Raw genomic sequence first — 23,070 nt, forward strand, 5'->3', positions numbered from 1 at the left:
CGAACGGGGGCGCGAGAGAGAGTTAGTTCCGGGACTTGTCGACCAGGCGGTCGTTCTGGGCCCAGTGCATCATGCCGCGCAGCTTGTCGCCGACTTCCTCGATCGGGTGCGAGTTCATGCGCTGGCGCATGGCGTTGAAGCCCGGCGCGCCGGCCTGGTTTTCCAGCACCCAGTTGCGGGCGAAGGTGCCGTTCTGGATGTCTTCCAGAACCTTCTTCATGTTCGCCTTGGCGTCGGAGTTCACGACGCGCGGGCCGGAAACATATTCGCCATACTCGGCCGTGTTGGAGATCGAGTAGTTCATGTTGGCGATGCCGCCTTCATAGATCAGGTCGACGATCAGCTTGGTCTCGTGAAGGCATTCGAAATAGGCCATTTCCGGCGCATAACCGGCTTCGACCAACGTTTCGTAGCCAGCCTTGATCAGCTCGACGATACCGCCGCAGAGGACGGCCTGCTCACCGAAGAGGTCGGTTTCGGTTTCTTCGCGGAAAGACGTCTCGATCACGCCGGCACGGGTGTTGCCGATGGCTTTCGAGTAGGACAGCGCGACAGCCTGGGCGGTGCCGGTGGCGTCCTGGTGGATGGCGATCAGGCCCGGCAGGCCGAAGCCCATCTGGTACTGCGCACGCAGCGTGTGGCCGGGGCCTTTCGGGGCCGACAGGGACACATCGACATCGGCACGCGGGCGGATCAGATTGTAGTGCACGTTGAAGCCGTGGCCGAACATGATGTGCTGGCCGGCGCGCAGGTGCGGTTCGATTTCATTGGCGTAGAGCACAGCCTGCTTTTCGTCCGGGACGAGGATCATGAGCACGTCGGCCCACTGGGCGGCTTCAGCCGGGGTGACGACTTCAAGGCCTTCGGCCTCTGCCTTCTTGCGGCTGGCGGACCCTTCCTGGAGGGCGACCTTCACCTGCTTCACGCCGCTGTCGCGCATGTTCAGCACGTGGGCGTGGCCCTGGCTGCCATAGCCGACAACGGCCACTTTTTTGCTCTGGATCAGTGCGAGATCTGCATCCTGCTCGTAATAGACTTTCATGGGCTTCGTTCGGCTCCGTCGGGGGTTGTTCTGGATAAGGGTTTAGGCGGTCAGGGGGCGTTGCAGTCCCAGCCGTCGCTGACATTGGCAACGCCAATGATCAATTCGTTGAGTTTCGCCACATCATCCGTCTGGCGGATGTTGCGGGAGAAGTTGCGCTCGCCATTCGCGGTCTGCACGTGGCTGATCACGTCGTGGGAATCGAGCAACAGAACCGAGCGGCGCGAACCGTCCGGATTGATCACCACTTCCATACGCTCGGCATAGCCGGGCAGGTCGGGGGATGCGGCCTTCAGGAGGCCGATAGAGACGTCTGATGCAGCGTCGTCCGGCATCAGCGTGCGCAGATGGCAGATCGGAACACTTTCCGGGTCGTCCATATCCGCCGGGACGGAGCGCGCATCGAGGATCATCGCACCCTGCACATCACTGACGGAATAGACATAGACAGCGCCGCTGGGCGAGACCGTGAGGTCCACCACACGGACCAGCGAGTTGGTGATCGCGCCGAAAATCGCGTCCGCCCGTCCCTCGAAAATGGCAGCGCGGTCGACATCGCATGCCAGCTGCGCCTTGTCGGCGTTCTCGGCCACGGCCAGGGCAACGCCCGCAATCCGGGGTTTGCAGCTTTCCGGCACGGGCATCTCGGCCCGCGCGGGTGCCGCAAGGCAGATCAGCAGAAGGGGGAGGGCGAAGAAACGTTTCATCCCTTTTCCTTACCACGCTTTATGGAAAGAACGCCCGTCCGGCTCACCTCGACGAGGCCGAGCGGCGTCATCAGGTCCACGAACTGGCTGATCTTTTCGGATGCGCCTGTGATCTCGAAAATGAAGCTTTCATTCGTCGTGTCGATCACATTGGCCCGGAAAATCTGGGCAATGCGCAGCGCTTCGACGCGCTTTTCGCCCGTGCCGGCCACCTTGACGAGGGCCAGTTCACGTTCGATGCCGCGCTTCGATTTGGTGATGTCCACCACTTCGCCAACAGGAACGAGGCGCATGAGGTGCGCTTCGATCTGCTCAAGGATGTGCGGTGTGCCCTGGGTGACGATGGTGATGCGCGACTGATGGCTGGAGGCATCGACCTCCGCGACCGTCAGGCTGTCGATGTTGTAGCCGCGGCCGGAGAACAGGCCGACGACACGGGCCAGCACGCCCGGCTCGTTGTCGACCAGCACGGCCAGCGTGCGGCGCTCGACGGCTTCATCCTCATGATTGAGGAAGTAGGCCGATTTCGGGCCGTTCGGAGCGGGCGTTCCGGATCCGTCGCTCATTGTACAGTCTCCGGCTGTTCTGGATAGCTGATCGGGTTGTCGATGGAGACCCCGGGGCGCCGAGTCAAGAGTTGCTGCCTGAGGGAGTCAGCGCGTTCGATGGCCTGCTTCTGGTGGATGCGGGTCTGTCCGTCATACCGGCCGATGACCTGATTGAGCCGTCGGGGGTCGAGATGGGCCTGCAGCTCGGAGACGACGAGGCGGCGGCAATCATCGATAAAGGCCGCGCTATTGTCGCCGGTCGGACCGCCCTCGCGGGTAAGGGCTGAAATTTCACAATGAACCCAGACCATTGCGTCCAGGATGGGCGGACGAGACCCGCGATAGGCGCCGTCCTTTTCCGTCCCCTTTTTGTGTTCGTCCAGATTGGGGAAGAACATGCGGCCCCGGTCGATCAGCGAAGTCAGGTTGATCAGCGTGGCCGCCTTGGCCGTCTGGAAGGCGCCTTCATTTCCATGGAAGTGGCGTGTGCGGGCCAGCATGGCGGCCCGGGCCATCGTGTCGATGGCGGCATTGCCCCAGTCCAGGCTGGCACTGTCGATCGCCTGGCGGAGCTGTTCGGTGCGCAACTGGCGCTGCTTGCGGGTTTCGGCGCGGCTGGCGAGGGCGCCGATCACGGCCGCAATGGCCGACAGCACCGTGACGACCGTCCCGACATTGTCGGTCAGTATCTGCCAGATGTTGTCAGTGGCCATTACCATCCCCTGAAGCGGCGCCGGTTCCCGGTCTGTCAGAAGTCAGACGAGCTTGCGCCCGGTCTCACCAATCTCGTTACCAGTTATCTGCCCGAGGATCATCTCGTTATGTGCAGAGCCCGACGGGATCATCGGCAGGCAGTTGCCGTCCTTTTCGATCATGCAGTCGAACAGGACCGGGCCCGGATGCTCGATCATTTCCATGATCTTGTCGTCCAGCTGGGCCGGGTCCTCGCAGCGGATGCCGTGGGCGCCCATGGCTTCGGCCAGTTTGACGAAGTCCGGCAGGCTCTCCGAATAGGAGTGCGAATAGCGCTCGCCATGCAGCAATTCCTGCCACTGGCGTACCATGCCCATCCACTCATTGTTGAGGATGAAGACCTTCACCGGCAGGCAGAACTGAACCGCCGTGGACAGCTCCTGCATCATCATCTGGATCGAGGCTTCGCCCGCAATGTCGATGACGAGGGCTTCCGGATGGGCGCACTGCACGCCGACGGCAGCCGGCAGGCCATAGCCCATCGTGCCGAGTCCGCCGGAGGTCATCCAGTGGTTCGGCTCGTCGAAATGGAAGAACTGGGCCGCCCACATCTGGTGCTGGCCAACTTCGGTCGTGATGAAGGGATCACGGGCTTTAGTCAGCTCGTAGAGGCGCTCGATCGCGTATTGCGGCTTGATGACCTTGTCCGACGGTTCATAGGCGAAGCAGTCGCGGGCCCGCCAGGCGTCGATCTCGGCCTTCCAGGGTTTCAGGTCCGGCTTCTTGCCCTTGCGGGCCTTCACCGCCGCGATCAGCGCTTCCAGCGCCGCCGCACAGTCGGCAACGATCGGCACGTCGACCCGGACGATCTTGTTGATCGAGGAGGGGTCGATATCGATGTGGACCTTCTTGGAATTCGGCGAGAAAGCGTCGATCCGGCCGGTAACCCGGTCGTCAAAGCGGGCGCCGACGCAGATCATCAGATCGCAATCATGCATCGCATTGTTGGCTTCGTAGCTGCCATGCATGCCCACCATGCCCAGCCAATCCTTGTGGGAAGCCGGGAAAGCGCCGAGGCCCATGAGGGTGGACGTAACCGGAATGCCCGTCTCGGCCTGCAGCTTGCGCAGCGCTTCGGAGGCTTTCAGGCCGGAATTGATGACGCCGCCACCGGTGTAGAGAATGGGCCGGCGGGCCAGCGAGATCAGCTCGGCGACGGCCTCGATGGCTTCCGGCTGCGGCTCGGTGCGCGGGGCATAGGTCGGCTTGTGAACACCGTCCTTGCCGACATAGGTGCCGTTGGCGAACTGCACGTCCTTCGGGATGTCGATGACGACCGGGCCCGGGCGGCCGGAGGTTGCGATGTGGAACGCCTCATGGATCGTGCGGGCCAGCTGGTCGACGTCCGTGACGAGGTAGTTGTGCTTGGCGCAGCTGCGCGTGATGCCGGTCGTGTCGGCCTCCTGGAAGGCGTCGGTGCCGATCAGGTGCGTCGGCACCTGGCCGGTGATGACGACCATCGGGATCGAATCCATCAGCGCATCGGTAATCGGGGTGACCATATTGGTCGCGCCCGGGCCGGAGGTGACGAGCGCGACGCCGCACTTGCCGGTAGAACGGGCATAGCCTTCGGCCGCATGGCCCGCGCCCTGTTCGTGGCGCACCAGGACGTGACGGATGTCATCCGCCGCGAACAGCGCGTCATAGATCGGCAGGACCGCGCCGCCCGGATAACCAAACATGACCTCTACGCCCTGTTCCCGGAGGGCCGTGATTACGATCTCGGCACCGGTCATCAGGCGGGTTTCGGTCTTCGGTTTGGTTTTGACGGTCATGACTTGGCTCTGGCGTCTTGGGGTTAGAAAGGAAGGTTTTGTCCGGGATGTTTTCTGAAAAGAAAAAGGGCCCCCTTCGGAGACCCTTTTGTGCGCACACCCGCAACCGGTTCTGGCGAACCCCGGCTACGGGTGTCTAAGTACGAGTACCTCTGACATGCGCACGTGCGTTTCCTCCAACGACGGGAGCTAGGAATAATCTGCCTCCATCTCCCTGTCAATCTCCCTGTAGAGGGCAAGAATAACCCGCATGCGATCGTTCATTTCGGTACCGGGAATTCTCGGCCAGAACGGGAATTGCCTGCCAATCCACGTGAATTGCCTCTTTGCATAGCGCCGCGTGTCGCGTTTGGCGTTCTCGGCGGCGAATTCCGCGCTGATCTCGCCGCGGGCAAAGGCGGCCAGCCACGGCATGCCATGGGCCTTCATCGCCGGCAGTTCCGGGTCCAGCCCCCGTTCGATCAGGGCCCGGGCCTCGGCCATGGCGCCCTGCATCAGCATGCCTTCGAAGCGCCGGTCGATCTTGGCATAGAGCTTGGCGCGCGGCGGGGTGAGGGCAAAGCCCATCCATTCCCGGTCCAGCAGGACAGGGGGCTGGCGCTCATTGTGGAAGTCGGTGATCGGCCGCCCGGTGGCGAGCCAGATCTCATAGGCGCGGGCAAGGCGCTGCTTGTCGCCAGTGCCCAGCCGCTCAGCCGTTTCCGGGTCGTGCGGGGCGAGGCGCAGGCGCAGGCCCTCGGCACCTTCGGCGTCGGAGATGTCCCGCACTTCGGCGCGGATGTCTTCGGGCACGGGCGGTATGGCCGACAGGCCTTGCGTCAGCGCCAGCAGGTAGAGCCCCGTGCCGCCGACGATGACAGCGCGTTTGTTCTTTTTCTGGAGAATGCGGATTTTCGCGCGAGCCTCCTCCAGCCACTGGCCGGTGGAATAGCGCTCGGCCGCGTTGACGTGGCCGAACAGGTGATGCGGCACGCCCTGCATCTCTTCCTCGTCCGGCCGGGCGGAGATGACTTTCAGGTCCCGGTAAACCTGCATGGAATCGGCATTGATCACCTCCCCGTCGAGCCGCCGGGCGACTTCGATGGCGAGCGCGGTCTTGCCGCTGGCCGTGGGGCCGTGGATCAGGATGGCCGGATGCATCCCATTAGAGGTAAGGGGTTGTCATCGAAGAGGAAACCCATGATGACGCGGGAAAACCCGGGAAAACTGTCATGAGCCTCAGGATCGTCGCCGTCGCCGCCATGGATGCTGCGAAGCTGGAAGCGAAAGTTTCGCAAGAGCTTGGCGGGGAGGCACCATCGCGCGCGCTGGGCAGCGTGGACGGGCTGGTCGCGCTGGAATGGCTGCTGCCGGGCGGCGAAGGCGATGCGGCCGGTCTGCGTGCCCGATTCGCGGAAAAGGCTCTCCCGGCCGACATCGCCATTCTGCCTGCCGCCAGCGGCCGCAAACGCCTCCTGATTTCGGACATGGATTCCACCATTATCGGGCAGGAATGCCTTGATGAACTGGCAGATTTTGCCGGCCTGAAGGCAGAAGTCTCAGCCATTACCGAACGCGCCATGCGCGGGGAGCTGGACTTCGAAGGCGCGCTCACCACCCGCGTTGCCATGCTGAAAGGCCTTGGCCTCGACGCGCTGGAGCATGCCTATGCCGAGCGGATCACGCTGAACCCCGGCGCGAAAACCCTCGTTGAAACGATGAAGGCAGACGGGGCCGAAACTGTCCTGGTTTCAGGCGGTTTCACCTATTTCACCTCCCGCGTGGCGGCAGCTGCAGGCTTTCACACGCACCGGGGCAACACGCTGATCGATGACGGCAAGTCGCTGACGGGCGAGGTTGGCCGCCCGATCCTTGGCCGCGAGGCGAAGCTGGCCGCGCTGGACGAGTTCGCGGCCGCCAAAGGCATCCTCCGGGAAGACGTGATCGCGATGGGCGACGGGGCGAACGATCTCGCCATGATCAAGGCGTCCGGCCTCGGCATCGCCTATCACGCCAAGCCCGTCGTGGCCGCCGAAGCCCATGCCGCGATCGAGCACACAGACCTTCGGGCCGCGCTCTTCTTCCAGGGCTATGAGGCGAAGGAATTCGTCGGCTAGGGGGTGGATAAGTGGCCCTCCAGACCGTGTAAAACACCGTCTAAAGACCATGTATGGACCGTTTAAAAGGGGGGCTCGGCCCCTTTCTTTGAGACCAGGTCAATCAAAAATTGTAACGTCATCACATAACGTGTATGTTCTCCTCAAAATAGAGAAGAGGGAGGCCAGCATGAGAGGCAGACACCGGACCGGGGCAGGGACAGCGGAGGTGTCGCTGACGCCGATGCTGGACGTGGTTTTCATCCTGCTCATTTTCTTCATGGTCACATCGACCTTCACACAGGAGCAGGCGATCAAGCTGGAGCCGCCCGCCAACGCTTCGGGTATCGGGTCTGGCAAGGCGATGCTGATCCGGATTGGCGATGACAGCGTTGTTCGCGTCAACGGTCGCACGACCGATATCGGCGCTGTCCGCGCGGCTATCGAACGGGTGAGAGCGGAGACGCCGGACATTCAGGTTGCCATTGAAGTGGAGCCGCAGGCCAAGTCCGGCCTGGTCACCCTGGTCCGCGACGCCGCCTATGATGCGGGGTATACGGAAGGGGTGAGCGTTGCCCTCGCCCGGCCCGGCGACGCGATCTGAGGCAGTGCGTCAGGGCAGGAAGCTGCAGAAGAAGGCTTCACCCTGGTCGCATTTCTCCACGCCGCTGCCGTCGGGGTCCTTCTCCTTGTAGAGGTCCAGCATCTTGCAGCCGCCGGCGTCGCCGAGATCGCAGGCCGCCGCGTAGTATTCCTTCGCCTTGGCGTGCTGTTCGCGAACGCCCTGGCCCGTCCGGTAGAGTCCGCCGATCCGGAGGCAGGCGTCTGCGTCCGAGGCGTCACAGGAACGCTGGTAGAGGAGCCGCGCGCGGACCGGGTCCGGATCCACACCATGACCCTCCTCGAACAGGATGCCGAGGCGTGTGCAGCCGGCGGCGATGCCCCCGTCGCAGGCCTCGATATAACGTTTGCGGGCCTCGTCGAAATTGCCGAGTTCGAATGCCTCTTCCGCGACAGTGAAGGCACGCTCCGGCGGCATGGACCGCATGATCCCGGCAGCGACCAGCTGGGCTTCGCGGGCGGACTGTTTTTCCGCTTCGGCCGCCATCAGGCTGCGCGCTTCCTCCGCATGCGGGCCGTCCGGGTAGAGACGCAAATATGTGTAATAGGCGCCGACCTCGCTGAAGCGCGCCCAGTCGGCTGCCTCGCTGCTGGCGCCTGCCGCGTCGCATCCGGCGAAGCAGATATCTTCCGTCAGCCCGTCTGCCGTGAAGGGCATGGCGTTGCCGGGCCGCGCGGCGGCCACTTCGCGCAGGGCGAGCGTAAAGGCCCGGTCCGCCGAGAGGCCCGGCTGGGGGAGGCGTTTCGACAGCGCCTCTGCGAACAGGCCGTCATCGGGGGTCGTCGCGCCGTCTGCCGTGGCGAAGGCGATATAGAGACCGCGCTTGCGCGGCACGCGCACCATGCCCTTGTCCGAGGCGCCGCCCTTCGAGGAAGTGAAAGGGAGTGTATTCCTGCAGGCATCCGAAACGATGAAGACGGCTTTCGCATCGCTGGCTGCCAGTGCGTCCACAATATTGTTCACAGGTACGCCGAGGATCGGCAGCTGCTCGGCCCCGGTAATGGGCGACTTGGCCGGGATCAGATAGTTGGCGCGGCGGCCGGCGGATTCCGCGGATCCTCCATGGCCGGAATAATAGAAAAAGCCGACGGCCTGAGCGCCCGCCGCTTTCAGGTCCGAGGCAAGCTCGGCCACGGCCAGATTGATCTCGGCCTGTCCGGCATCGGTCAGGACGCGGATGTGTTCGGCGGGAAACCCGGCCTGCAGCAAACCGTTGCGCATGTTCTCCACATCCCGGTGCGGCAGGCTCAGCGGTCCGACCGTCGCCGGATAATCCTCATTCCCGATCAGGAGCGCATAACGCGGCTCGGCGCTGGCCGTGAAGGCTAGGGCCGCAAAGGCGATGATACTGAACAGGGCGCGCAACATGTTCCCACCTCTCAGTCAGCTCCGTAAAGAGCCTAACCGGTGTCAGGCAGGGTGGGAAGCACCAGCAAGGTCGACCGGCTTGCCCGGATGCACGCCTGAGAACGGATCACTGCTGCGGTTTGAGTGCGGCAAGTTCGGCGAGGACATCCGGATCTTCCGGTTGAAGCGGCCAGCCGTTTTGCTGGAGCCAGTTGCACGCCGCAGGATCGTCCATGTAGCATCCGCCCTGGTAGACGAGGATGGCGGTCTGTTCGCGGTCTGTGGCATCGACATTTCCGTCGGCGTCGTAGAATTCATGATCCATGTATCCCTGCTGGATCAGGGGCGCGAGCTTCGTGCAGGATTTCCCGAGCCCCGACTGGCAGGCGATCTGGAAGAGGCCTGTGGTTGAGTCCATTTCGTCCCTGAGATAGGCCATTTCTGCTGCGTGATGCATGGCCTCCAGCAACACGACCGGCCCGACGATGTTGTCATACTCTCCCATGTATTTCTTCGCAGATGGGTCTTCCTGGTAGAACAGCTTTACCAGCGCTTCCTGCGCATTCGGGACAAGCGCCGAGTGCGGATAGGTCTGGAGGAAGTCGATATAGGCATCGACCGTGTTTGCCTGGACCGTCGCGACATAGTCGGTGCCTTCCGAACGGGCGAGCACGGCGGGGGCTTCGCACCCGGCAAAGCAGATATCCTCCGTCAGGCCGTCGGCCGTGAACGGCATGGAATTGCCGGGGCGGGCAGCGGCCACTTCGCGCAAGGCGAGGGTGAAGGCGCGGTCGGCGGAGAGGCCTTTTTGTGCCAGACGTTTCGACAGCGACTTTGCAAACAGGCCGTCATCCGGCGTGGTCGCACCGTCGGCCGTGGCAAATGCGATATAAAGCCCGCGCTTGCGCGGCACCCGGACCATGCCCTTGTCTGCCGATCCGCCCTTGGACGAGGTGAAGGGCAGCGTGTTGCGGCAGGCGTCCGAGACGATGAAGATCGCCTTGGCGTCGCTGGCGGCGAGTCCATCGATCACGGTGTTCACGGCAACGCCGAAGATCGGCAGTTGTTCAGCGCCGGTGATCTCGGTTTTTGCCGGGATGAGGTAGTTGGTGCGCGTGCCGCCCGATTCCGCCGAACCGCCATGGCCGGAATAGTAGAAGAAGCCGACTGCGTCAGGTCCGGCCGCCCGTAAATCTGCGGCCAGCCCGGCCACGCCGATCTTGATGTCCCGGTCGGTCGCGTCCTTCAGGATCCTGATGTGATCAGCGGGGAATCCAGCCCGCAGCAGGCCATTGCGGATGTTCTCCACGTCTTCATGGGGCAGGGTGAGGGGGCCGACGGTGGCGGGATAATCCTCGTTCCCGATCAGCAGGGCATATCGTTGTTCAGCGGATGCAGCGAATGCCAGCCCGGCCAGAACCCACGAAACAATCAGTGCGCGCAGCATCTTTCCACCTCCCTGTCCGCCTCAAACTGAGCCTAGACCGGGCAGGGGCGCCTGAAAAGCAGAAGCTGAGCTGGCCTAGTCCTTGAGGTCCACGCTGAGGAACTGGTCGAACCAGCCGGCTTCACCGCGGCGTTTGACGCGAACCAGCAGAGGTTCTGCCGGATTGGCGCGGGCGGCTTTCACCTTTTCCAGCGTGTCGGTCACCGTGGAGACGCGTTCGAAATTGATCTCGACGATCACGTCGCCCCGCACCAGCTTGCCATAGGACGGCCCGCGGGCGGAGACGGAGGTGACGACAACGCCTTCGACGTCTTTCGGCACGCCATAGCGGCGGCGGAGGTCGTCATCGAGGCTGGAGAGGTCGGCGCCGAGATCGTTGACGCTGGCCGGCAGGTCCGGAAGCTGGGCCGTGTCTTCCTCGGCCTCTTCCTGAAGCTCGCCCATCGTGACGGTGAAGGTGCGCGCGCGGCCATCGCGCACGAGGCGCACGGGCACATCCTTGCCGATGGGCGTCTCGGCGATGACGCGGGTCAGCTCCCGCACGCTGGAGACCGGCTGGCCATCGAAGCTGAGGATCAGGTCGCCGACTTCGAGCTTTGCCTCGTCGGCCGGACCAGCATCGGCGATGCGGGTGACGATCACGCCGCCCTTGCCGCTGGCGCGATAGGCGCGCACCAGCGCTTCATCCGCATCCTGAACATTGACGCCCAGCCATGAGCGGCGGATGCGGCCGGACTTGATCAGTTCGCCGGTGATCCGGTCCACCAGGTTCGAGGGCACGGAGAAGCCGATGCCGACCGATCCGCCGGTGGGCGAGATGATTGCCGTGTTCACGCCGACGACTTCGCCGCCCAGATTGAACAGCGGGCCACCCGAGTTGCCGCGGTTGATGGCGGCGTCGGTCTGGATGAAATCGTCGGAGCGGCCGGCGTTCAGGTCCCTGTTGCGGGCGGAGATGATGCCGGCGGAGACAGAGCCGCCGAAACCGAACGGGTTGCCGATGGCGATCACCCAGTCGCCCACTTCGGCTGCATCGCTGTCGGCGAAGCTGACGAAGGGCAGGGGCGTGTCGGATTTCACCTTCAGGACCGCAAGGTCCGTATCCCGGTCACGGCCGATCAGTTCGGCCTCCAGGACGCGGCCATTGGCGAAGTTCACTTCAATCTCGTCAGCCCCGTCGATGACGTGATTGTTGGTCACGACATAGCCGTCGGCGCTGATGACGAAGCCGGAGCCGAGCGAGCCTTCGCGGCGGAAACCGTCTTCGTCGCGGCCGAAGAAGTCGTTGAACCGCTCCATCGGCGAGCCTTCCGGGAAGGTCGGCATGCCTTCCGGGGCGACTGTCTTGGAGGTCGAGATATTGACCACAGCCGGCATCAGCCGCTTCGACAGGTCGCGGAAGCTGGCCGGGCGCTCCTTGGGGTCGATCTGTTCAAGCCCCTGCGACAGGCTCTGGGCTGCGGCAGGCGCGGCCAGAGGCACGGACGCAAGAAGGGCGAGGGCGGCTAGAGCCGGAAAACGCATGGGACGACGGCTTCCTCTGCGGGCGGAATATGGAACTGTTTTGGCCGCAGACTATGGCGCTTTGCGGGCAAGGTGCAACAGATTCAGCCCAAGTGAACTGCAAGCCAGATCAGCACGACGCCGACCGCGCCGCCGCCCAGACCGGCTATGGTCAGTTCGCGCGTGCTCAACTGGGTCACCAGGACGGCGAGGCGGCGCATGAAGTCCGGGGCGACCGCATAGGCCGCCCCTTCCAGCAGGAACCACATGCCGATACCTGCCAGCAGGATGAGGGGCAGCGTCATGGCTGAAAGCTCCCCTCAGCTTACTTCGAATTCTTGCGTGCGGCGTCGATGAATTCGTCGCACAGGCCAAGATTGTCCGGGCCGATCACGATCTGCGTGTTGCCCTTCTTCAGCGAGGTTTCGCAGGCGATCAGGGCGCGCTGGAAGCGGAAGAATTCCGGATCGCGGCCATAGGCACTGGCATAGATCTCGTTCCGCTTCGCATCGCCTTCACCGCGGATCTCCTCCGATTTCTGGTTCGCCTCGGCGAGGATCACGGTGCGGTCGCGGTCAGCCTTGGCGCGAACCGCCTGGGCCTGTTTGTCACCGTTTGCGCGGATCAGCTCGGCTTCCTGGTTCCGGGCCGCTTCCATACGGCGGAAGACGCGTTCGGAGACGTCGGCCGGCAGGTCTGCCCGGCGGATACGCACATCGATGATGTCGATGCCGCGGCCGGAGATGGACGTCGAGAGGTTCTCGCGGATCTCGTCCATCAGCGTTGCCCGCTGGCCGGAGATGATCTCTTCCGGCAGCTTGTTGGCCAGCGCGTTACGGATCGCCGTGTTGGTGAACTGCGACAGCTGGTTCTCTGCCACGCGCTGCGTCTGCAGGCGCTGGTAGAAGGCCAGCGGGTCGGAGATCTGGTAGCGCACGAAGGCGTCCACGATCAGCTGTTCCTGGTTGGAGGCCAGGACTTCGATGTTCGGGATGTCGAGGCCGATGTTCCGGCGGTCATATTTGATCACGTTCTGGATGAACGGCGTCTTGATTTTCAGGCCGGCCTGGTTCTGCCCGGGGGCGTTATAGGCAGCCTGCGCCTTACCAACCTGCAGGACGAGGGCCTGTTCGGTCTGGTTGACGATGAAAAAGCTGTTCATGCCGACGATCAGGGCCGCGGCGGCGAGAATAAGGGCGAATATGCCAAGTCCACGCATGATGGTCGCTCCTACTGGCTGCTACGGCTGGGGTTGATCGGAAGGTACGGCACCGCGCCGGACCCGGAATCGAGCACCATCTTGTCGGTGTTGCCGAGGACGCGTTCCATCGTCTCGAGATACATCCGCTCGCGGGTCACCTGCGGTGCCTTGCGGTATTCGTCGAGGATGGAATTGAAGCGGGCCGCTTCACCGGTTGCGTTGGCGATCACCTGCTCGCGATAGGCTTCGGCGTTCTGCAGCACCTGCTGGGCCTGGCCTTCGGCACGCGGGATGATGTCGTTGGCGTACTTGTTGGCTTCCTGGATCGCTTTTTCAGCGTCCTGGCCTGCATTGACCACGTCGATGAAGGCCTGGCGCACCTGCGCCGGGGCGGCCGCTTCCTGGATCTCGACGTTCTGCACCTGGATACCGGCGCGATAGTCGTTCATCAGGGCCTGCAGCTGGATCTTCACCTGTTCGGAGATCGTGCTCCGGCCCGTGGTGATGACATCGTCGAGCTTCGACTTGCCAACCACTTCACGCATCACGCTTTCCGCTGAGGCTTTCAGCAGCTCACTGCCGCCATCCACGTTGAGGATGAAGTTTTCCGGATTGGACGGATCGTAGAACCAGAAGACGCGGAAGCGGACGTCGACGATGTTTTCGTCGCCGGTCAGCATCAGGGCTTCATTGGAGTTGTTGCCGATCTGCGTTTCCTGCTGCTTCTCGGACGGCATGACCACATGCGTCTCGATCGGGGCAGGCAGGTGGAAGTGCAGGCCGGGCGTGAAATTCGTCTGCCACTGTCCGAAGCGGAACACAGCGGCGCGCGAGCCTTCGTCAACCACGACGACACCCGTCATCAGCCAGGCAATGAGCGCGATGCCGGCGAGCACAAGGATGCCGAGGGGGCCGAAATTCGGGCCAGAGCCGCCGCCACGACGCCGGCCACCGCCGCCGCCATTGCCGCGCTGGCGGAAACGTTCCTGCATACGGCGCATCTGATCTTCGAGGTCACCGCCACCGCTGCCGCCGCCGGATGGGCGTTTCCATGGAGAGTTGCCGTCGCCCCCGCCATTGTCGCCGCCACCGCCGCCCCACGGGCCGCTACCTTTTGTCTTGTCATCCCAGGGCATGGCCCCTCCTGTTGCGCGTGTTCGCTTCCATATAGGTGCTTTGCTAATAGATGCATGCCCTTTCAAGGGGCATCAAGGGATAGAGGGTCGCGGTCATGTTCGGTTCAAAGGGGAAAACCCGGCAAAAACAGGCAGATGCTGTCATGAAAGCGCTGGGCAGCCCGGCTTGGCTGGAGTCAGTCACGGTCGATGAAACCGGCCGCGCCGTGCTGGTGATCGAGGCTGATCCTGCTGATACGGCAGCGGCAGAGGCCTTGCGCATGGAGGCCGAAGGCAAGGCGGGCCTCGTTCCGGGGATCGAAAAAGTGACCACCGTCCTCACCGCCGTGCGTCATAATCACAGCCACAACCACGCGCCAGCCGCGCCGAAGGGCGGTTCCGCGCCGTTGAACCTCACCCCGTCGCCGCGCCGGGTGCAGAAAGGCGCCCGCCTGTCGGATGAGGCGATGCAACAGGGCGCGCCCCAGCGCCAGCAGGGGAGCGTCGCGAAAATTCCCGGCATTTCCCGCATTCTTGTGGTCGCCAGCGCCAAGGGCGGGGTGGGCAAGTCCACCGTATCGGTGAACCTCGCCGCTGCCCTTGCCAAGACCGGCATGAAAGTCGGCCTGCTGGATGCCGACATCTATGGTCCCTCCATCCCCACCATGCTGGGCACGCAGGGGGCTGAGCCGAAGGGGTCGGCCAACAAGAAACTTGTCCCGGTCGAGGCGCACGGGATGAAGACGCTCTCCATAGGTTATTTGTCGGACCCGGACGCCCCGATGATCTGGCGCGGGCCGATCGTCATGTCGGCCATCACGCAGATGCTGAACGATGCCGAATGGGGCACGCCGGAAGACCCGCTGGACGTGCTGGTCATCGACACGCCGCCGGGCACGGGCGACGCGCAGCTGACTATCGCTCAGAAAGTGCCGGTGACCGCCGCGCTGATCGTCACGACGCCGCAGGAAGTGGCTCTCGCAGACGTACGCCGCGGTGCCGCCATGTTCACCAAGACTGCCGTTCCGGTGATCGGCCTCGTCGAGACGATGAGCTATTTCCAGGACCCGGCAGGCAACAAGCATTACCTGATGGGCCATGGCGGCGGCAAACGCATGGCCGACGCGCTCGGCCTGCCGCTGCTGGCAGAAGTGCCGATGCTGCAGGCCATCCGTGAAGGCGGCGACAATGGTGTGCCGGCGGCCATCGGTGACGAAGAGACCGCGAAGGCCTTCCACGAGCTTGCCCGCAAGGTCGCCATCGGCCTCGACACGCTGGAGACCAAGGCCCCGCCGGAAATCGTGTTCGAGGACTAGTTGTGGACTCTCAACAGGTTGTCCTCGGAGAGACCGAGTCGACTGATGGGTGTTTGATTTTTAATCCCGCCATGCGGTCGATGGAAGTTGTATCGATGCGTCCAGTCATCGAGGCATGGCTCTGTGGTCTGATGTCGTAGGATTTTGCGTAGGCCCATTCCCTGAGGGCGGTCTGGATGAAGCGTTCGGCTTTTCCGTTCGTCCGGGGCGTGTAGGGTTTGGTGCGGACATGTCTGAGGCCGAGCTCACGACAGGTATTCCTGAAGGCGTCAGACCGATAACATGCCCCATTGTCTGTCATCACACGCCGGACGGTAATGCCGAGGCGATTATAGTAAGCCACGCAGGCCTTCAGGTGATCGACGGCACTGGGGGCTTTTTCGTCGGATGGATCTGGTTGAAGGCGACGCGGGAGGCATCGTCCACGGCGACATGGACGTACTCCCAGCCGACACCACGATGGAGAGACTTGCTCTTGCGGCTTCCGGTGATGCGATGCCCGGAGCCCGGAAGCGGCCGAGTTTCTTTATGTCGATGTGGATCATGTCGCCGGGATTTGGGTGCTCGTAGCGGCGGGACGGTTCAGGCGGATCGAGATCCCTCGCCCGGCTGAGCCTTGCAGCGCGGAGGATCGACTGAGGCCTGCGTGGCTGGCGAGACCTTGCATCGGTGGGCGATCTCGAGGTCCCGGCAAGCGTTGACGACGCCTTGAGGATCCTCTCCACGGTCGCGCCGGGCGTAGGGCGATACAGCCGGTGCGGACGCAGAACGCTCCCTGAGGCCGTCGGGGCCCTCAGCAAGGAAGCGGTTCACCCACTTGCTGACCGTCTTGCAACAGACGCCAAAGGCCTGGGCGACGCGGCTTCGGCTTTCTCCTTCCTCGATCACACGCCGGACAATCTCGGCTCGACTATGAGGTGTGGTGCGGGCATTCTCGTGGATGTCCATTCGGTGTCCTTTCCTGGAGTTGAAGTCTCGCAACCTCAATCTCCTCGGTCAGGCCCGAATGGACAACCTATTGAAAGATCACAACTAGTCCTCGCCACCGAAATTCTGCGTGGCGAGCGTCGCGGCCAGGCTGATCATGTTTTCGTAGCCAACCGTGTTGTTGTTGAGGATGACGATCACGCCGTCTTCCTCCGGCACCAGCATGATCAGGCTCAGATAACCGATCAGGCGGCCATTATAGTAGGTGACGCCGACGTTCCGGACATCCGTGACGGGGAGTTCCGCAACGCTCCAGGCCATGGGCGTGTCGGCATTGAAGGCTTCTGCCGCGGCAGCGTCCGAATAGATTTTGCCATCGATGACCGCATGTCCCCAGGCGTTCAGATCATCCGCGGTCGAGACCATGGAGGCGGTGCCGCGGAACAGGACCGGGTTCACGACAGGGATGACCTCGTAGGAGCCGTCATCATTCTTCAGGTAGTTCACTGCGAGGCCGTCTGCGTCCCGGTAGAGCTGGCCGGTGGCCGTCATGCTGAGCGGGTCGATGATCTGCGTCTGCAGAAAGGTCTCATAGTCCGTGCCTGAATAGCGGTCCACGATGAGGGCCAGCAAGTAGTAGTTTACGTTCGAGTACAGATAATCTCTGCCGGGGCTGAATTTCAGCTCCAGTTGTTCCAGCGTGTCCATGAAGGACGCGTCCGTGAAGGCGCGCTTCACGTCATTGTCGAACCAGCCGGGAATGTCGATGTAATGCGGAATGCCTGACCGGTTCTGCAGCAGGTGGCGCAGCGTGACGTCGCCGGCATAGGGCACGTCGAAATCCGGCAGCAATTCAGCCAGCGTCTGGTCCAGGTCGAGCTTTCCCTCGTCCACCAGTTTCAGCACCAGCGCCGCCGTGAAACTCTTGGTCATCGAGGCGATGGGGAAACCGGTGTCGATTGTGACGCCTTCGCCGTCCTCCATCGGGGCCGCATTCACCGCTTCGCGCAGCAGGATGTCGCCGCCTTTGCTGATGAGGAGCGTGCCGGAGAATTCCAGTTCTTCCAGCAGGGCGGAGACCGCGTCTGCATTTGCGTCTGCGGCGCTCCGCGGTGCGGAGGCGTCAGGGGCGGCCTGTTCGGCGGTGCAGCCGCACGCGAGCAGGGTGGCGGCGAGCGCCGCAATCAATCTGTGTTTCATGACGGCCGCAGGTAAGGCGCGTTGGCGGTCTAGTCCAGCCGCTTGCGTTCAATCTCTTCACTGCCAGCCGGCAGGACGAAAGCCATGCCGTCCTCGCCCATGAGGATGGGGCCGTCGAAGGCTTTCTTCGTGCCCTTCATGAAGGCGGGGTAGAGGATGCGGCTTGGCTGGGCCGGGACGATATGGGTGAAGACCAGAAGGCCGGCACCGGCTTCGCTTGCCACCTCTGCCGCCTGGACCGGGCTGGTGTGATAGTCCGGAATGTCGGTCATGATCTTTTGCAGACGCTTGGCGCCGAGCGTGTCCAGCTGGCCGGCGATCACGCCGACCATTTCATCGTTCAGGGCCTCGTGCACCAGCACGTCGGTGTCTCGGGCAAGATCAATCAGGGCCTGGTCTTTCTTCGTGTCGCCGGAGATCGTGACCGAGCGGCCTTTATAATCGAACCGGTAAGCGACGGCCGGATGCACCGGGCTGTGGTCTACCGGCACAGCCGTGATGGTGAGGCCGTCGCGCTCATAGACGCGCACGGCGCCGCCATCGGTTGAGAAGGGGAAGGCTTCTGCGCCTGTGCCGGAGGGCGGCACGACGTCCGCGCCGTGGTGGGCGATGCGGTAGACCGCATCCTGCGCATAGGCCTCGTTGAAACCGGCCGCGACGCGTTCCACGCCTTCCGGGCCGTAGAGGGCAAGCGGTGTGTCGGCCCCGCCAGCGGCCCAGTGCTGCAGCATGACTTCGCCGAGCCCGTCGATATGGTCGGAGTGGAAATGTGTCAGGAAGGCTGCTTCCACCCGGCCCCAGGGCAGGGTGAGTTCGCCGAACCTGCGGCCTGAGCCTGCGCCTGCATCCACGATGAAGACTCGGTCCCCGGCGGCGACGACGGTCATCGGTCCAGCCCGTTTCGGATCGGGCAGGGGGGAGCCGGTGCCGACCAGAACCACCATCAGCCCGTCCGGCACATCGGCGAGCGCATTCCTGCCGACATTCTTCTTGACCGCGGACCTGAAGACCGCTTCTCCGATCTGCACACTGAAGGCTGTGCGGGCGACTGCCCCAGCCACAAGCAGCAGCGCCAAAATAACGAGAACCGGCTTCAGGAATCGCATTTAAGTCTCCCTGCCTGACAGGTCAGGCGTTGAAGTTGAGTTTCAGGCCAGGCTCCGGCCACCGGCACTTGATCAGGTTTCCCGTGCCCGACAGCGTGATGTAGGCATCGCACATGTCGTCCCCGCCAAAGGCGATATTGGTAACGAGGATGTCCGGGAAGGCGATATGGCTGAACTCGCCCTCGGGCGTGATCGTGGTGATGCCGCCATTCAGGATGGTTGCCACACAGACATTCCCGGCAGCCGTCATGCCGAGGCTGTCGAAATATTGAAGGCCCGGCATGGTGGCGACGACGCGTCCGCCATTGAAGGGCGTGGCCGGCTTGATGACGCCGGGGCTTTCAAGGTCGAAGGCCCACATGCGACCGGTCATCGTGTCGGCCATGAAGACCGTCTTCTCGTCCGGCGAGAGGCCGACGCCATTCGGGCTGGAATAGTGGAAGTCCAGTTCCTTTGCGGCGCTCGCGCCATTGGCAAGGAAGTAGAGCCCGCCGAAATCGCGGTGGCGGTCATAGGTCTTGCCGTGGTCGGTGAAATACATGTTGCCGTCTTTGTCGAAGACGAGGTCGTTCGGACCTTTCAGCGGATTGCCGTCGACTTCTTCGATCACGCGCTCGACCTTGCCGGTGGAGAGGTCGACCCGTTCGATGCGGCCGCCATCATAGTCCGGCGGGCAATTGCCGGGGATCAGCATCCCGTCCTGCTCGTGATAGATGAAGCCGCCATTGTTGCAGACCCAGAGCGCGCCGTCCGGTCCGATGGCGAGGCCGTTGGGTCCGCCGCCGGGCGTCGCGATCACTTCGGTCTTGCCGCCGTCCCAGCAGCGCGTGATGCATTTCTTCTCGATCTCCACCACGATGATGGAGCCGTCTTCCATGACGACGGGGCCTTCCGGAAAGCGCAGGCCGCTGGCGATCGTTTCAAATTCCATGTTTATCCTCCCATAGATGGAGGCCACCCTAGGCTCGACCGGGCGAAACTGCAATCTGGCAGTTAAAGTGTCAATTGTTTTCGGAGGATCCGCTCGTCAGAAACGAGGCGCTCCGGCCGTCTGGCGATCCATGCGTACGATGGAAAAGGCGTGGTCATTGCCCTCGCCGGCCGGATAGGTGGCCAGCGTTTCGCTGGACCATTCCGGTGACTTGAGCTCCGGGAAATAGACATCGCCTTTGGGGCTGGCATCGACTTCGGTCATGAAGATGCGGTCTGCATAGGGCAGGGCGAGTTCATAGATCGTCGCGCCGCCGATGATGAACACACAGCCGGCACCTTCGCGCGCAGCGACCGCCCGGGCGGCATTGATCGCCGCCGGAAAGCTGGAATAGACCCGCGCGCCAGGAGCGCTGTAGGTCCAGTCGCGTGTCATCACGATGTTCTCGCGGCCCTTCAGCGGACGGAATGGCAGGCTTTCCCAGGTCTTGCGGCCCATCAGGATCGGGCAGCCCAACGTGACCTTCTTGAAGAAGGCCAGATCGTCCTTCAGGCGCCAGGGCAGGTCACCCTCGCTCCCGATCACATTGTTGCGCCCGCGGGCAGCGATGAGGCAGACGTTCAGACGGTCCGGCATGATGGCAACACCTTTGTTGCGAGATTCCTGTCGGTGAGGGTCGGTATGGCCCCGGTTCCTGTGGTCTTGTGGCCGTTACGATCGGGTAAAAGCAAGGCTTGCAACTCAGTCTCACCTGCGAATAATGCAACCCAACCGGGGAGCTTCGCGATTAATACTTTGATTTCAGTGCTTACGAACGGGCACGCAGAGCAGTTGCTGCCTGCGCTTCTGGCGCTGGTCTTCACCTTTGGCGCGATCTGGATGCTCAAAGGGCGCTTCTGGGCAATCATCTACGTCGCCCTGATTCCCTTCCTGAACTGGTCATTCGGCGTGATCCCGGAATTCCAGGTCATGGACCCAGAGCCGGGTACGCTGTTCGCGCATGGCGTTTCGCTTCACCCGATGACCATGGTGACGGGCATGGTGTTCGTCGTGCGCGATTTCGTTCAGCGCGAGATGCACCACCGAGTGCTGGTCGTGATGGCGCTCGCCGTGGGCTGGTCGTTCTACTATGCATGGCCGGTGATCGCACTCGCCAGCGGTGTAGCCTTCGCAATTTCTGAAGGCGTGGACTGGCTGATGTTCACCTTCACGAAGTACCGCCTGTCGACCCGGATCCTCCTGTCCAGCATGTTCGCAGCGCCCGTGGACACGACGGTGTTCCTCTATGGCGCAGACCTCGCCAAGCAGATCGAGTTCGGCGCGGAGCCCGGCAATTCCCTGCATGTCTGGAACTGGATCGTCTTTGTCATCGGCAAGATGGTCGGCGCGGTACTGGTGTCTGCCATCATAAGGCGGCGAGAGGACCTTGGCCTCACAGACCCGACAGAGCTCTGACCCAGGGTTCAGACTTCCTCGATCAATCCCGGACCCTGATTGCGGACATTGCCGACCGCAGCGCCGACCGGCCAGGCGTGCATGGCATCGGAGGGGAAGGGCTCGAACAGGTCTTCCACGTCTTTTGTGGAGGCGGTCAGCCAGCGCGTGTAGTCCTGCGGACCCAGGATCACCGGCATGCGCGTGTGCAGCCCGGCCATCAGATCGTTCGGCTTGGTCGTGATGATCGTGAAGCTGTCGAGTTCTGACCCGTCGATCATGGCCCGGTCCCAGAGACCGGCAAAACAGAACCAGCGCCGGTTGCGCAGGCCGATGGCGAAGGGTGTCTTGCTGCCCTTCGGCCCGGTCCATTCATAGAAGCCGCTGGCAGGCACCAGGCAGCGCCGGTGACGGAACGAGCCGCGGAACGTGTTCGATTCCTGCAGGCCCTCGGCGCGGGCATTGAAGGTGGAGAATTTCTTCTCCTTCAGCGGCTGGTGCCACCAGCTGGGCACGAGGCCCCACATGGCCGGTGCCATCTGGATCGTGCCGGCCATCTGCGCCTCGCCCTCCGGTGTCAGACGGATGACCGGGGCGTACTGCGTAGGCGCGATATTGTAGGCGGCTTCCGGCGGCTCCACGCCTTCCGGCGGGATCAGCGACAGGGCCGCGTGATACTCCGCCCAGGTCACACCATGTCTGAAAAACCGTCCGCACATGGGGGGAGACTAGTGCGGTAGGTGCGCCGTGCCAATCGGTGGACGGAACTCATCGCAATTGGCCATTTTTGGTCATTGAGCTTCGTTGACTGTATTTCAATTGGGCGAACCGTCTAGACAATCTTTTAAGTATCCCTCTGCCCATTTCCTCGCCCATACAGGAGTGTCGGCATTTTCGAGGACGGCCTGTGCCAGAGACCAAATGTGAGCTTTCACAGCACCCGAACCACCTGCTTCGAACAAGCTCTTCCGATGCAAGATTTCTTCGGCAACTTCTTCTGACGTTCTCTCTCGATCTGGCCAATAAATGACATCTGTAATGTCTGCGTAGGGGAAACTGCGTTCCAGAAGCCGGAGATAGTAATCTGAGTATACGTCGTCATTTGCTTCCGCGATGCGCTTTAGCACATCGACAATTTCGGACTTTGTAAGGTCTGGGCTACTTGAAGGATCTCCCAATGCGGCACGGTTCGCAAAGGCTTCCGTAGAACTCCATCCTGGCAGCGAATGAAAATAGAAAGCGTCATAATCGGGCATTCCCGTTATGGCCTGAATGTCTTCGACTGCCTGCAATGCCTCGGGATCTGTAGAATGAGGGTCAGGCCAGAAGACGTCTGTGGCTATATTCGCTAACCGCTCAAGCTTGTCGACCAACTCTTTGTCTGGGGACGGGGCAATCAAGGAATCTCTGAGCATCGCAATTTCTCCGAGCCAACTTTAACGCGAAAGAGTGGAGCGCCGCAATGACGCCTTTCGGCGAATAGTTGCCTTTCAGGCCACCAGATAGAATGTCTGTTTTCAATCCTGCATTCGCCCCGTCCGTGGGCATCTCGTGCCCCCGGCAAGCCGCACGCCCATCTCCCCACCCGCTCCGTTGAAATCCCTATTGAAGTTGCCCCCGGAACCCGCCACTCAGAAGGGCAGGACGCAAAGGAGCGCACATGAGCATGGGTACCAAGGACTACGCCGTCATCACCGGCTCGATCAATGAAGGCATCAAGGGCTTGCGTGAAACCGGCGCAGTGGAAACGCTGAACCAGTTCTCCGCCATGTCGAAAGCCGCGCTGACCGACGGTGCACTCGACAAGAAGATGAAGGAACTGATCGCGCTCTCCATCGGTGTTGCGACGCATTGCGACGGCTGTATCGGCTTTCACACCAAGGCGCTGAAACGCCTCGGCGCGACGGACGAAGAAGTCGCCGAGGCCCTCGGCATGACGGTCTATATGGGCGGTGGCCCGAGCCTCATGTACGCCGCCGACGCCTGGAACGCCTGGCAGGCGCTGAAGGACTAGACCGCGC

Annotated in this window: 23 protein-coding genes and 1 pseudogene; 5 read left to right on the forward strand and 19 right to left on the reverse strand. The window is 62.7% G+C overall.

The genetic code is table 11. From position 1 onward, the window contains the following. Positions 1 to 22 precede the first annotated feature (22 nt). The 6 genes from ilvC to miaA all read right to left on the reverse strand — a co-directional run bounded on the left by ilvC (position 23) and on the right by miaA (position 5,965). Entirely contained in the window at positions 23 to 1,042 is a 1,020-nt protein-coding gene (ilvC, locus tag R3C98_RS06465; RefSeq protein WP_371313295.1) for a ketol-acid reductoisomerase, read from the reverse strand. A 50-nt stretch (positions 1,043 to 1,092) separates the two neighbouring features. Then, complete coding sequence (locus R3C98_RS06470) at positions 1,093 to 1,749, reverse strand: hypothetical protein (RefSeq protein ID WP_371313296.1); 657 nt, start codon at positions 1,747 to 1,749, stop codon at positions 1,093 to 1,095. Next, entirely contained in the window at positions 1,746 to 2,315 is a 570-nt protein-coding gene (gene ilvN / locus R3C98_RS06475; RefSeq protein WP_371313297.1) for an acetolactate synthase small subunit, read from the reverse strand. The genes R3C98_RS06470 and ilvN overlap by 4 nt, the downstream gene beginning before the upstream one ends. Continuing rightward, positions 2,312 to 3,010, reverse strand: coding sequence for a hypothetical protein (locus tag R3C98_RS06480; protein ID WP_371313298.1), 699 nt, complete (start codon positions 3,008 to 3,010; stop codon positions 2,312 to 2,314). The genes ilvN and R3C98_RS06480 overlap by 4 nt, the downstream gene beginning before the upstream one ends. A gap of 42 nt (positions 3,011 to 3,052) precedes the next feature. Continuing rightward, the gene (locus R3C98_RS06485) at positions 3,053 to 4,825 is read right to left on the reverse strand and encodes an acetolactate synthase 3 large subunit (RefSeq protein ID WP_371313299.1); all 1,773 of its coding nucleotides are present in this window, start codon (positions 4,823 to 4,825) and stop codon (positions 3,053 to 3,055) included. Between the two features lie 189 nt (positions 4,826 to 5,014). Continuing rightward, positions 5,015 to 5,965, reverse strand: a complete 951-nt coding sequence (gene miaA / locus R3C98_RS06490) for a tRNA (adenosine(37)-N6)-dimethylallyltransferase MiaA (RefSeq protein WP_371313300.1) — start codon at positions 5,963 to 5,965, stop codon at positions 5,015 to 5,017. A 71-nt stretch (positions 5,966 to 6,036) separates the two neighbouring features. Here miaA and serB point away from each other — a divergent pair, with 71 nt between their 5' ends. Together serB and R3C98_RS06500 are read left to right on the forward strand one after the other, a co-directional pair. Then, on the forward strand, positions 6,037 to 6,921 hold the full coding sequence (gene serB / locus R3C98_RS06495) for a phosphoserine phosphatase SerB (protein ID WP_371313301.1): 885 nt from the start codon (positions 6,037 to 6,039) through the stop codon (positions 6,919 to 6,921). 169 nt (positions 6,922 to 7,090) lie between these two features. Next, positions 7,091 to 7,504 carry an ExbD/TolR family protein gene (locus R3C98_RS06500; RefSeq protein WP_371313302.1) on the forward strand — a complete coding sequence of 138 codons (414 nt, stop codon included), beginning with the start codon at positions 7,091 to 7,093 and terminating at the stop codon, positions 7,502 to 7,504. Positions 7,505 to 7,513: 9 nt separating this feature from the next. On the opposite strand, the gene R3C98_RS06505 is transcribed toward R3C98_RS06500, so the two are convergent. From R3C98_RS06505 to hflK, 6 genes are all read right to left on the reverse strand, one after another. Further along, a complete protein-coding gene (locus R3C98_RS06505; RefSeq protein ID WP_371313303.1) occupies positions 7,514 to 8,890 on the reverse strand; it encodes a caspase family protein in 1,377 nt (458 codons plus the stop codon). A 106-nt stretch (positions 8,891 to 8,996) separates the two neighbouring features. Continuing rightward, positions 8,997 to 10,316, reverse strand: a complete 1,320-nt coding sequence (locus R3C98_RS06510; RefSeq protein ID WP_371313304.1) for a caspase domain-containing protein — start codon at positions 10,314 to 10,316, stop codon at positions 8,997 to 8,999. Between the two features lie 75 nt (positions 10,317 to 10,391). Continuing rightward, complete coding sequence (locus tag R3C98_RS06515; RefSeq protein WP_371313305.1) at positions 10,392 to 11,840, reverse strand: Do family serine endopeptidase; 1,449 nt, start codon at positions 11,838 to 11,840, stop codon at positions 10,392 to 10,394. A gap of 83 nt (positions 11,841 to 11,923) precedes the next feature. Continuing rightward, complete coding sequence (locus R3C98_RS06520; protein WP_371313306.1) at positions 11,924 to 12,124, reverse strand: DUF2065 family protein; 201 nt, start codon at positions 12,122 to 12,124, stop codon at positions 11,924 to 11,926. A gap of 20 nt (positions 12,125 to 12,144) precedes the next feature. Then, entirely contained in the window at positions 12,145 to 13,038 is an 894-nt protein-coding gene (gene hflC / locus R3C98_RS06525; protein WP_371313307.1) for a protease modulator HflC, read from the reverse strand. 11 nt (positions 13,039 to 13,049) lie between these two features. Further along, entirely contained in the window at positions 13,050 to 14,156 is a 1,107-nt protein-coding gene (hflK, locus tag R3C98_RS06530) for an FtsH protease activity modulator HflK (protein WP_371313308.1), read from the reverse strand. A 95-nt stretch (positions 14,157 to 14,251) separates the two neighbouring features. Here hflK and R3C98_RS06535 point away from each other — a divergent pair, with 95 nt between their 5' ends. Next, a complete protein-coding gene (locus R3C98_RS06535; RefSeq protein WP_371313309.1) occupies positions 14,252 to 15,451 on the forward strand; it encodes a P-loop NTPase in 1,200 nt (399 codons plus the stop codon). On the opposite strand, the pseudogene R3C98_RS06540 reads toward R3C98_RS06535, so the two are convergent. From R3C98_RS06540 to R3C98_RS06560, 5 genes and pseudogenes are all read right to left on the reverse strand, one after another. Further along, a pseudogene (locus tag R3C98_RS06540) lies at positions 15,448 to 16,399 on the reverse strand (IS481 family transposase). The gene R3C98_RS06535 and the pseudogene R3C98_RS06540 sit on opposite strands and share 4 nt — an antisense overlap. An 84-nt stretch (positions 16,400 to 16,483) precedes the next feature. Continuing rightward, positions 16,484 to 17,578, reverse strand: coding sequence for a serine hydrolase domain-containing protein (locus R3C98_RS06545; protein WP_371313310.1), 1,095 nt, complete (start codon positions 17,576 to 17,578; stop codon positions 16,484 to 16,486). Positions 17,579 to 17,607: 29 nt separating this feature from the next. After that, complete coding sequence (locus tag R3C98_RS06550) at positions 17,608 to 18,684, reverse strand: MBL fold metallo-hydrolase (RefSeq protein ID WP_371313311.1); 1,077 nt, start codon at positions 18,682 to 18,684, stop codon at positions 17,608 to 17,610. Between the two features lie 22 nt (positions 18,685 to 18,706). After that, positions 18,707 to 19,615, reverse strand: a complete 909-nt coding sequence (locus R3C98_RS06555) for an SMP-30/gluconolactonase/LRE family protein (RefSeq protein WP_371313312.1) — start codon at positions 19,613 to 19,615, stop codon at positions 18,707 to 18,709. A gap of 96 nt (positions 19,616 to 19,711) precedes the next feature. Continuing rightward, entirely contained in the window at positions 19,712 to 20,251 is a 540-nt protein-coding gene (locus R3C98_RS06560) for a dihydrofolate reductase (protein ID WP_371313313.1), read from the reverse strand. Between the two features lie 195 nt (positions 20,252 to 20,446). Here R3C98_RS06560 and R3C98_RS06565 point away from each other — a divergent pair, with 195 nt between their 5' ends. Beyond that, positions 20,447 to 21,070: a hypothetical protein gene (locus tag R3C98_RS06565; RefSeq protein ID WP_371313314.1), complete on the forward strand. Its 624-nt coding sequence runs from the start codon at positions 20,447 to 20,449 to the stop codon at positions 21,068 to 21,070. 8 nt (positions 21,071 to 21,078) lie between these two features. On the opposite strand, the gene R3C98_RS06570 is transcribed toward R3C98_RS06565, so the two are convergent. Together R3C98_RS06570 and R3C98_RS06575 are read right to left on the reverse strand one after the other, a co-directional pair. Further along, positions 21,079 to 21,768 carry an SOS response-associated peptidase gene (locus R3C98_RS06570; protein WP_371313315.1) on the reverse strand — a complete coding sequence of 230 codons (690 nt, stop codon included), beginning with the start codon at positions 21,766 to 21,768 and terminating at the stop codon, positions 21,079 to 21,081. A gap of 96 nt (positions 21,769 to 21,864) precedes the next feature. After that, positions 21,865 to 22,464 (reverse strand): hypothetical protein, encoded by a 600-nt coding sequence (locus R3C98_RS06575; protein ID WP_371313316.1) that lies wholly within the window; start codon positions 22,462 to 22,464, stop codon positions 21,865 to 21,867. A 245-nt stretch (positions 22,465 to 22,709) separates the two neighbouring features. Between R3C98_RS06575 and R3C98_RS06580 the strand changes: the two genes are divergently transcribed. Continuing rightward, complete coding sequence (locus tag R3C98_RS06580; protein ID WP_371313317.1) at positions 22,710 to 23,063, forward strand: carboxymuconolactone decarboxylase family protein; 354 nt, start codon at positions 22,710 to 22,712, stop codon at positions 23,061 to 23,063. The last annotated feature ends 7 nt before the right edge of the window (positions 23,064 to 23,070 follow it).

Source organism: Hyphomonas sp. (assembly GCF_041398465.1).
Lineage (GTDB): Bacteria > Pseudomonadota > Alphaproteobacteria > Caulobacterales > Hyphomonadaceae > Hyphomonas.

What these genes read in the sequence shown, in the direction of transcription:
- R3C98_RS06570 (WP_371313315.1), bottom strand. Translation starts at nt 21,768, where the DNA reads ATGTGCGGACGGTTTTTCAGACATGGTGTGACCTGGGCGGAGTATCAC.
- R3C98_RS06550 (WP_371313311.1), bottom strand. Translation starts at nt 18,684, where the DNA reads ATGCGATTCCTGAAGCCGGTTCTCGTTATTTTGGCGCTGCTGCTTGTG.
- R3C98_RS06480 (WP_371313298.1), bottom strand. Translation starts at nt 3,010, where the DNA reads ATGGCCACTGACAACATCTGGCAGATACTGACCGACAATGTCGGGACG.
- R3C98_RS06555 (WP_371313312.1), bottom strand. Translation starts at nt 19,615, where the DNA reads ATGGAATTTGAAACGATCGCCAGCGGCCTGCGCTTTCCGGAAGGCCCC.
- R3C98_RS06535 (WP_371313309.1), top strand. Translation starts at nt 14,252, where the DNA reads ATGTTCGGTTCAAAGGGGAAAACCCGGCAAAAACAGGCAGATGCTGTC.
- miaA (WP_371313300.1), bottom strand. Translation starts at nt 5,965, where the DNA reads ATGCATCCGGCCATCCTGATCCACGGCCCCACGGCCAGCGGCAAGACC.
- R3C98_RS06470 (WP_371313296.1), bottom strand. Translation starts at nt 1,749, where the DNA reads ATGAAACGTTTCTTCGCCCTCCCCCTTCTGCTGATCTGCCTTGCGGCA.
- R3C98_RS06485 (WP_371313299.1), bottom strand. Translation starts at nt 4,825, where the DNA reads ATGACCGTCAAAACCAAACCGAAGACCGAAACCCGCCTGATGACCGGT.
- ilvN (WP_371313297.1), bottom strand. Translation starts at nt 2,315, where the DNA reads ATGAGCGACGGATCCGGAACGCCCGCTCCGAACGGCCCGAAATCGGCC.
- R3C98_RS06520 (WP_371313306.1), bottom strand. Translation starts at nt 12,124, where the DNA reads ATGACGCTGCCCCTCATCCTGCTGGCAGGTATCGGCATGTGGTTCCTG.
- R3C98_RS06575 (WP_371313316.1), bottom strand. Translation starts at nt 22,464, where the DNA reads ATGCTCAGAGATTCCTTGATTGCCCCGTCCCCAGACAAAGAGTTGGTC.
- R3C98_RS06580 (WP_371313317.1), top strand. Translation starts at nt 22,710, where the DNA reads ATGAGCATGGGTACCAAGGACTACGCCGTCATCACCGGCTCGATCAAT.
- hflC (WP_371313307.1), bottom strand. Translation starts at nt 13,038, where the DNA reads ATGCGTGGACTTGGCATATTCGCCCTTATTCTCGCCGCCGCGGCCCTG.
- serB (WP_371313301.1), top strand. Translation starts at nt 6,037, where the DNA reads ATGAGCCTCAGGATCGTCGCCGTCGCCGCCATGGATGCTGCGAAGCTG.
- ilvC (WP_371313295.1), bottom strand. Translation starts at nt 1,042, where the DNA reads ATGAAAGTCTATTACGAGCAGGATGCAGATCTCGCACTGATCCAGAGC.
- R3C98_RS06560 (WP_371313313.1), bottom strand. Translation starts at nt 20,251, where the DNA reads ATGCCGGACCGTCTGAACGTCTGCCTCATCGCTGCCCGCGGGCGCAAC.
- R3C98_RS06510 (WP_371313304.1), bottom strand. Translation starts at nt 10,316, where the DNA reads ATGCTGCGCGCACTGATTGTTTCGTGGGTTCTGGCCGGGCTGGCATTC.
- R3C98_RS06505 (WP_371313303.1), bottom strand. Translation starts at nt 8,890, where the DNA reads ATGTTGCGCGCCCTGTTCAGTATCATCGCCTTTGCGGCCCTAGCCTTC.
- R3C98_RS06500 (WP_371313302.1), top strand. Translation starts at nt 7,091, where the DNA reads ATGAGAGGCAGACACCGGACCGGGGCAGGGACAGCGGAGGTGTCGCTG.
- R3C98_RS06545 (WP_371313310.1), bottom strand. Translation starts at nt 17,578, where the DNA reads ATGAAACACAGATTGATTGCGGCGCTCGCCGCCACCCTGCTCGCGTGC.
- R3C98_RS06515 (WP_371313305.1), bottom strand. Translation starts at nt 11,840, where the DNA reads ATGCGTTTTCCGGCTCTAGCCGCCCTCGCCCTTCTTGCGTCCGTGCCT.
- hflK (WP_371313308.1), bottom strand. Translation starts at nt 14,156, where the DNA reads ATGCCCTGGGATGACAAGACAAAAGGTAGCGGCCCGTGGGGCGGCGGT.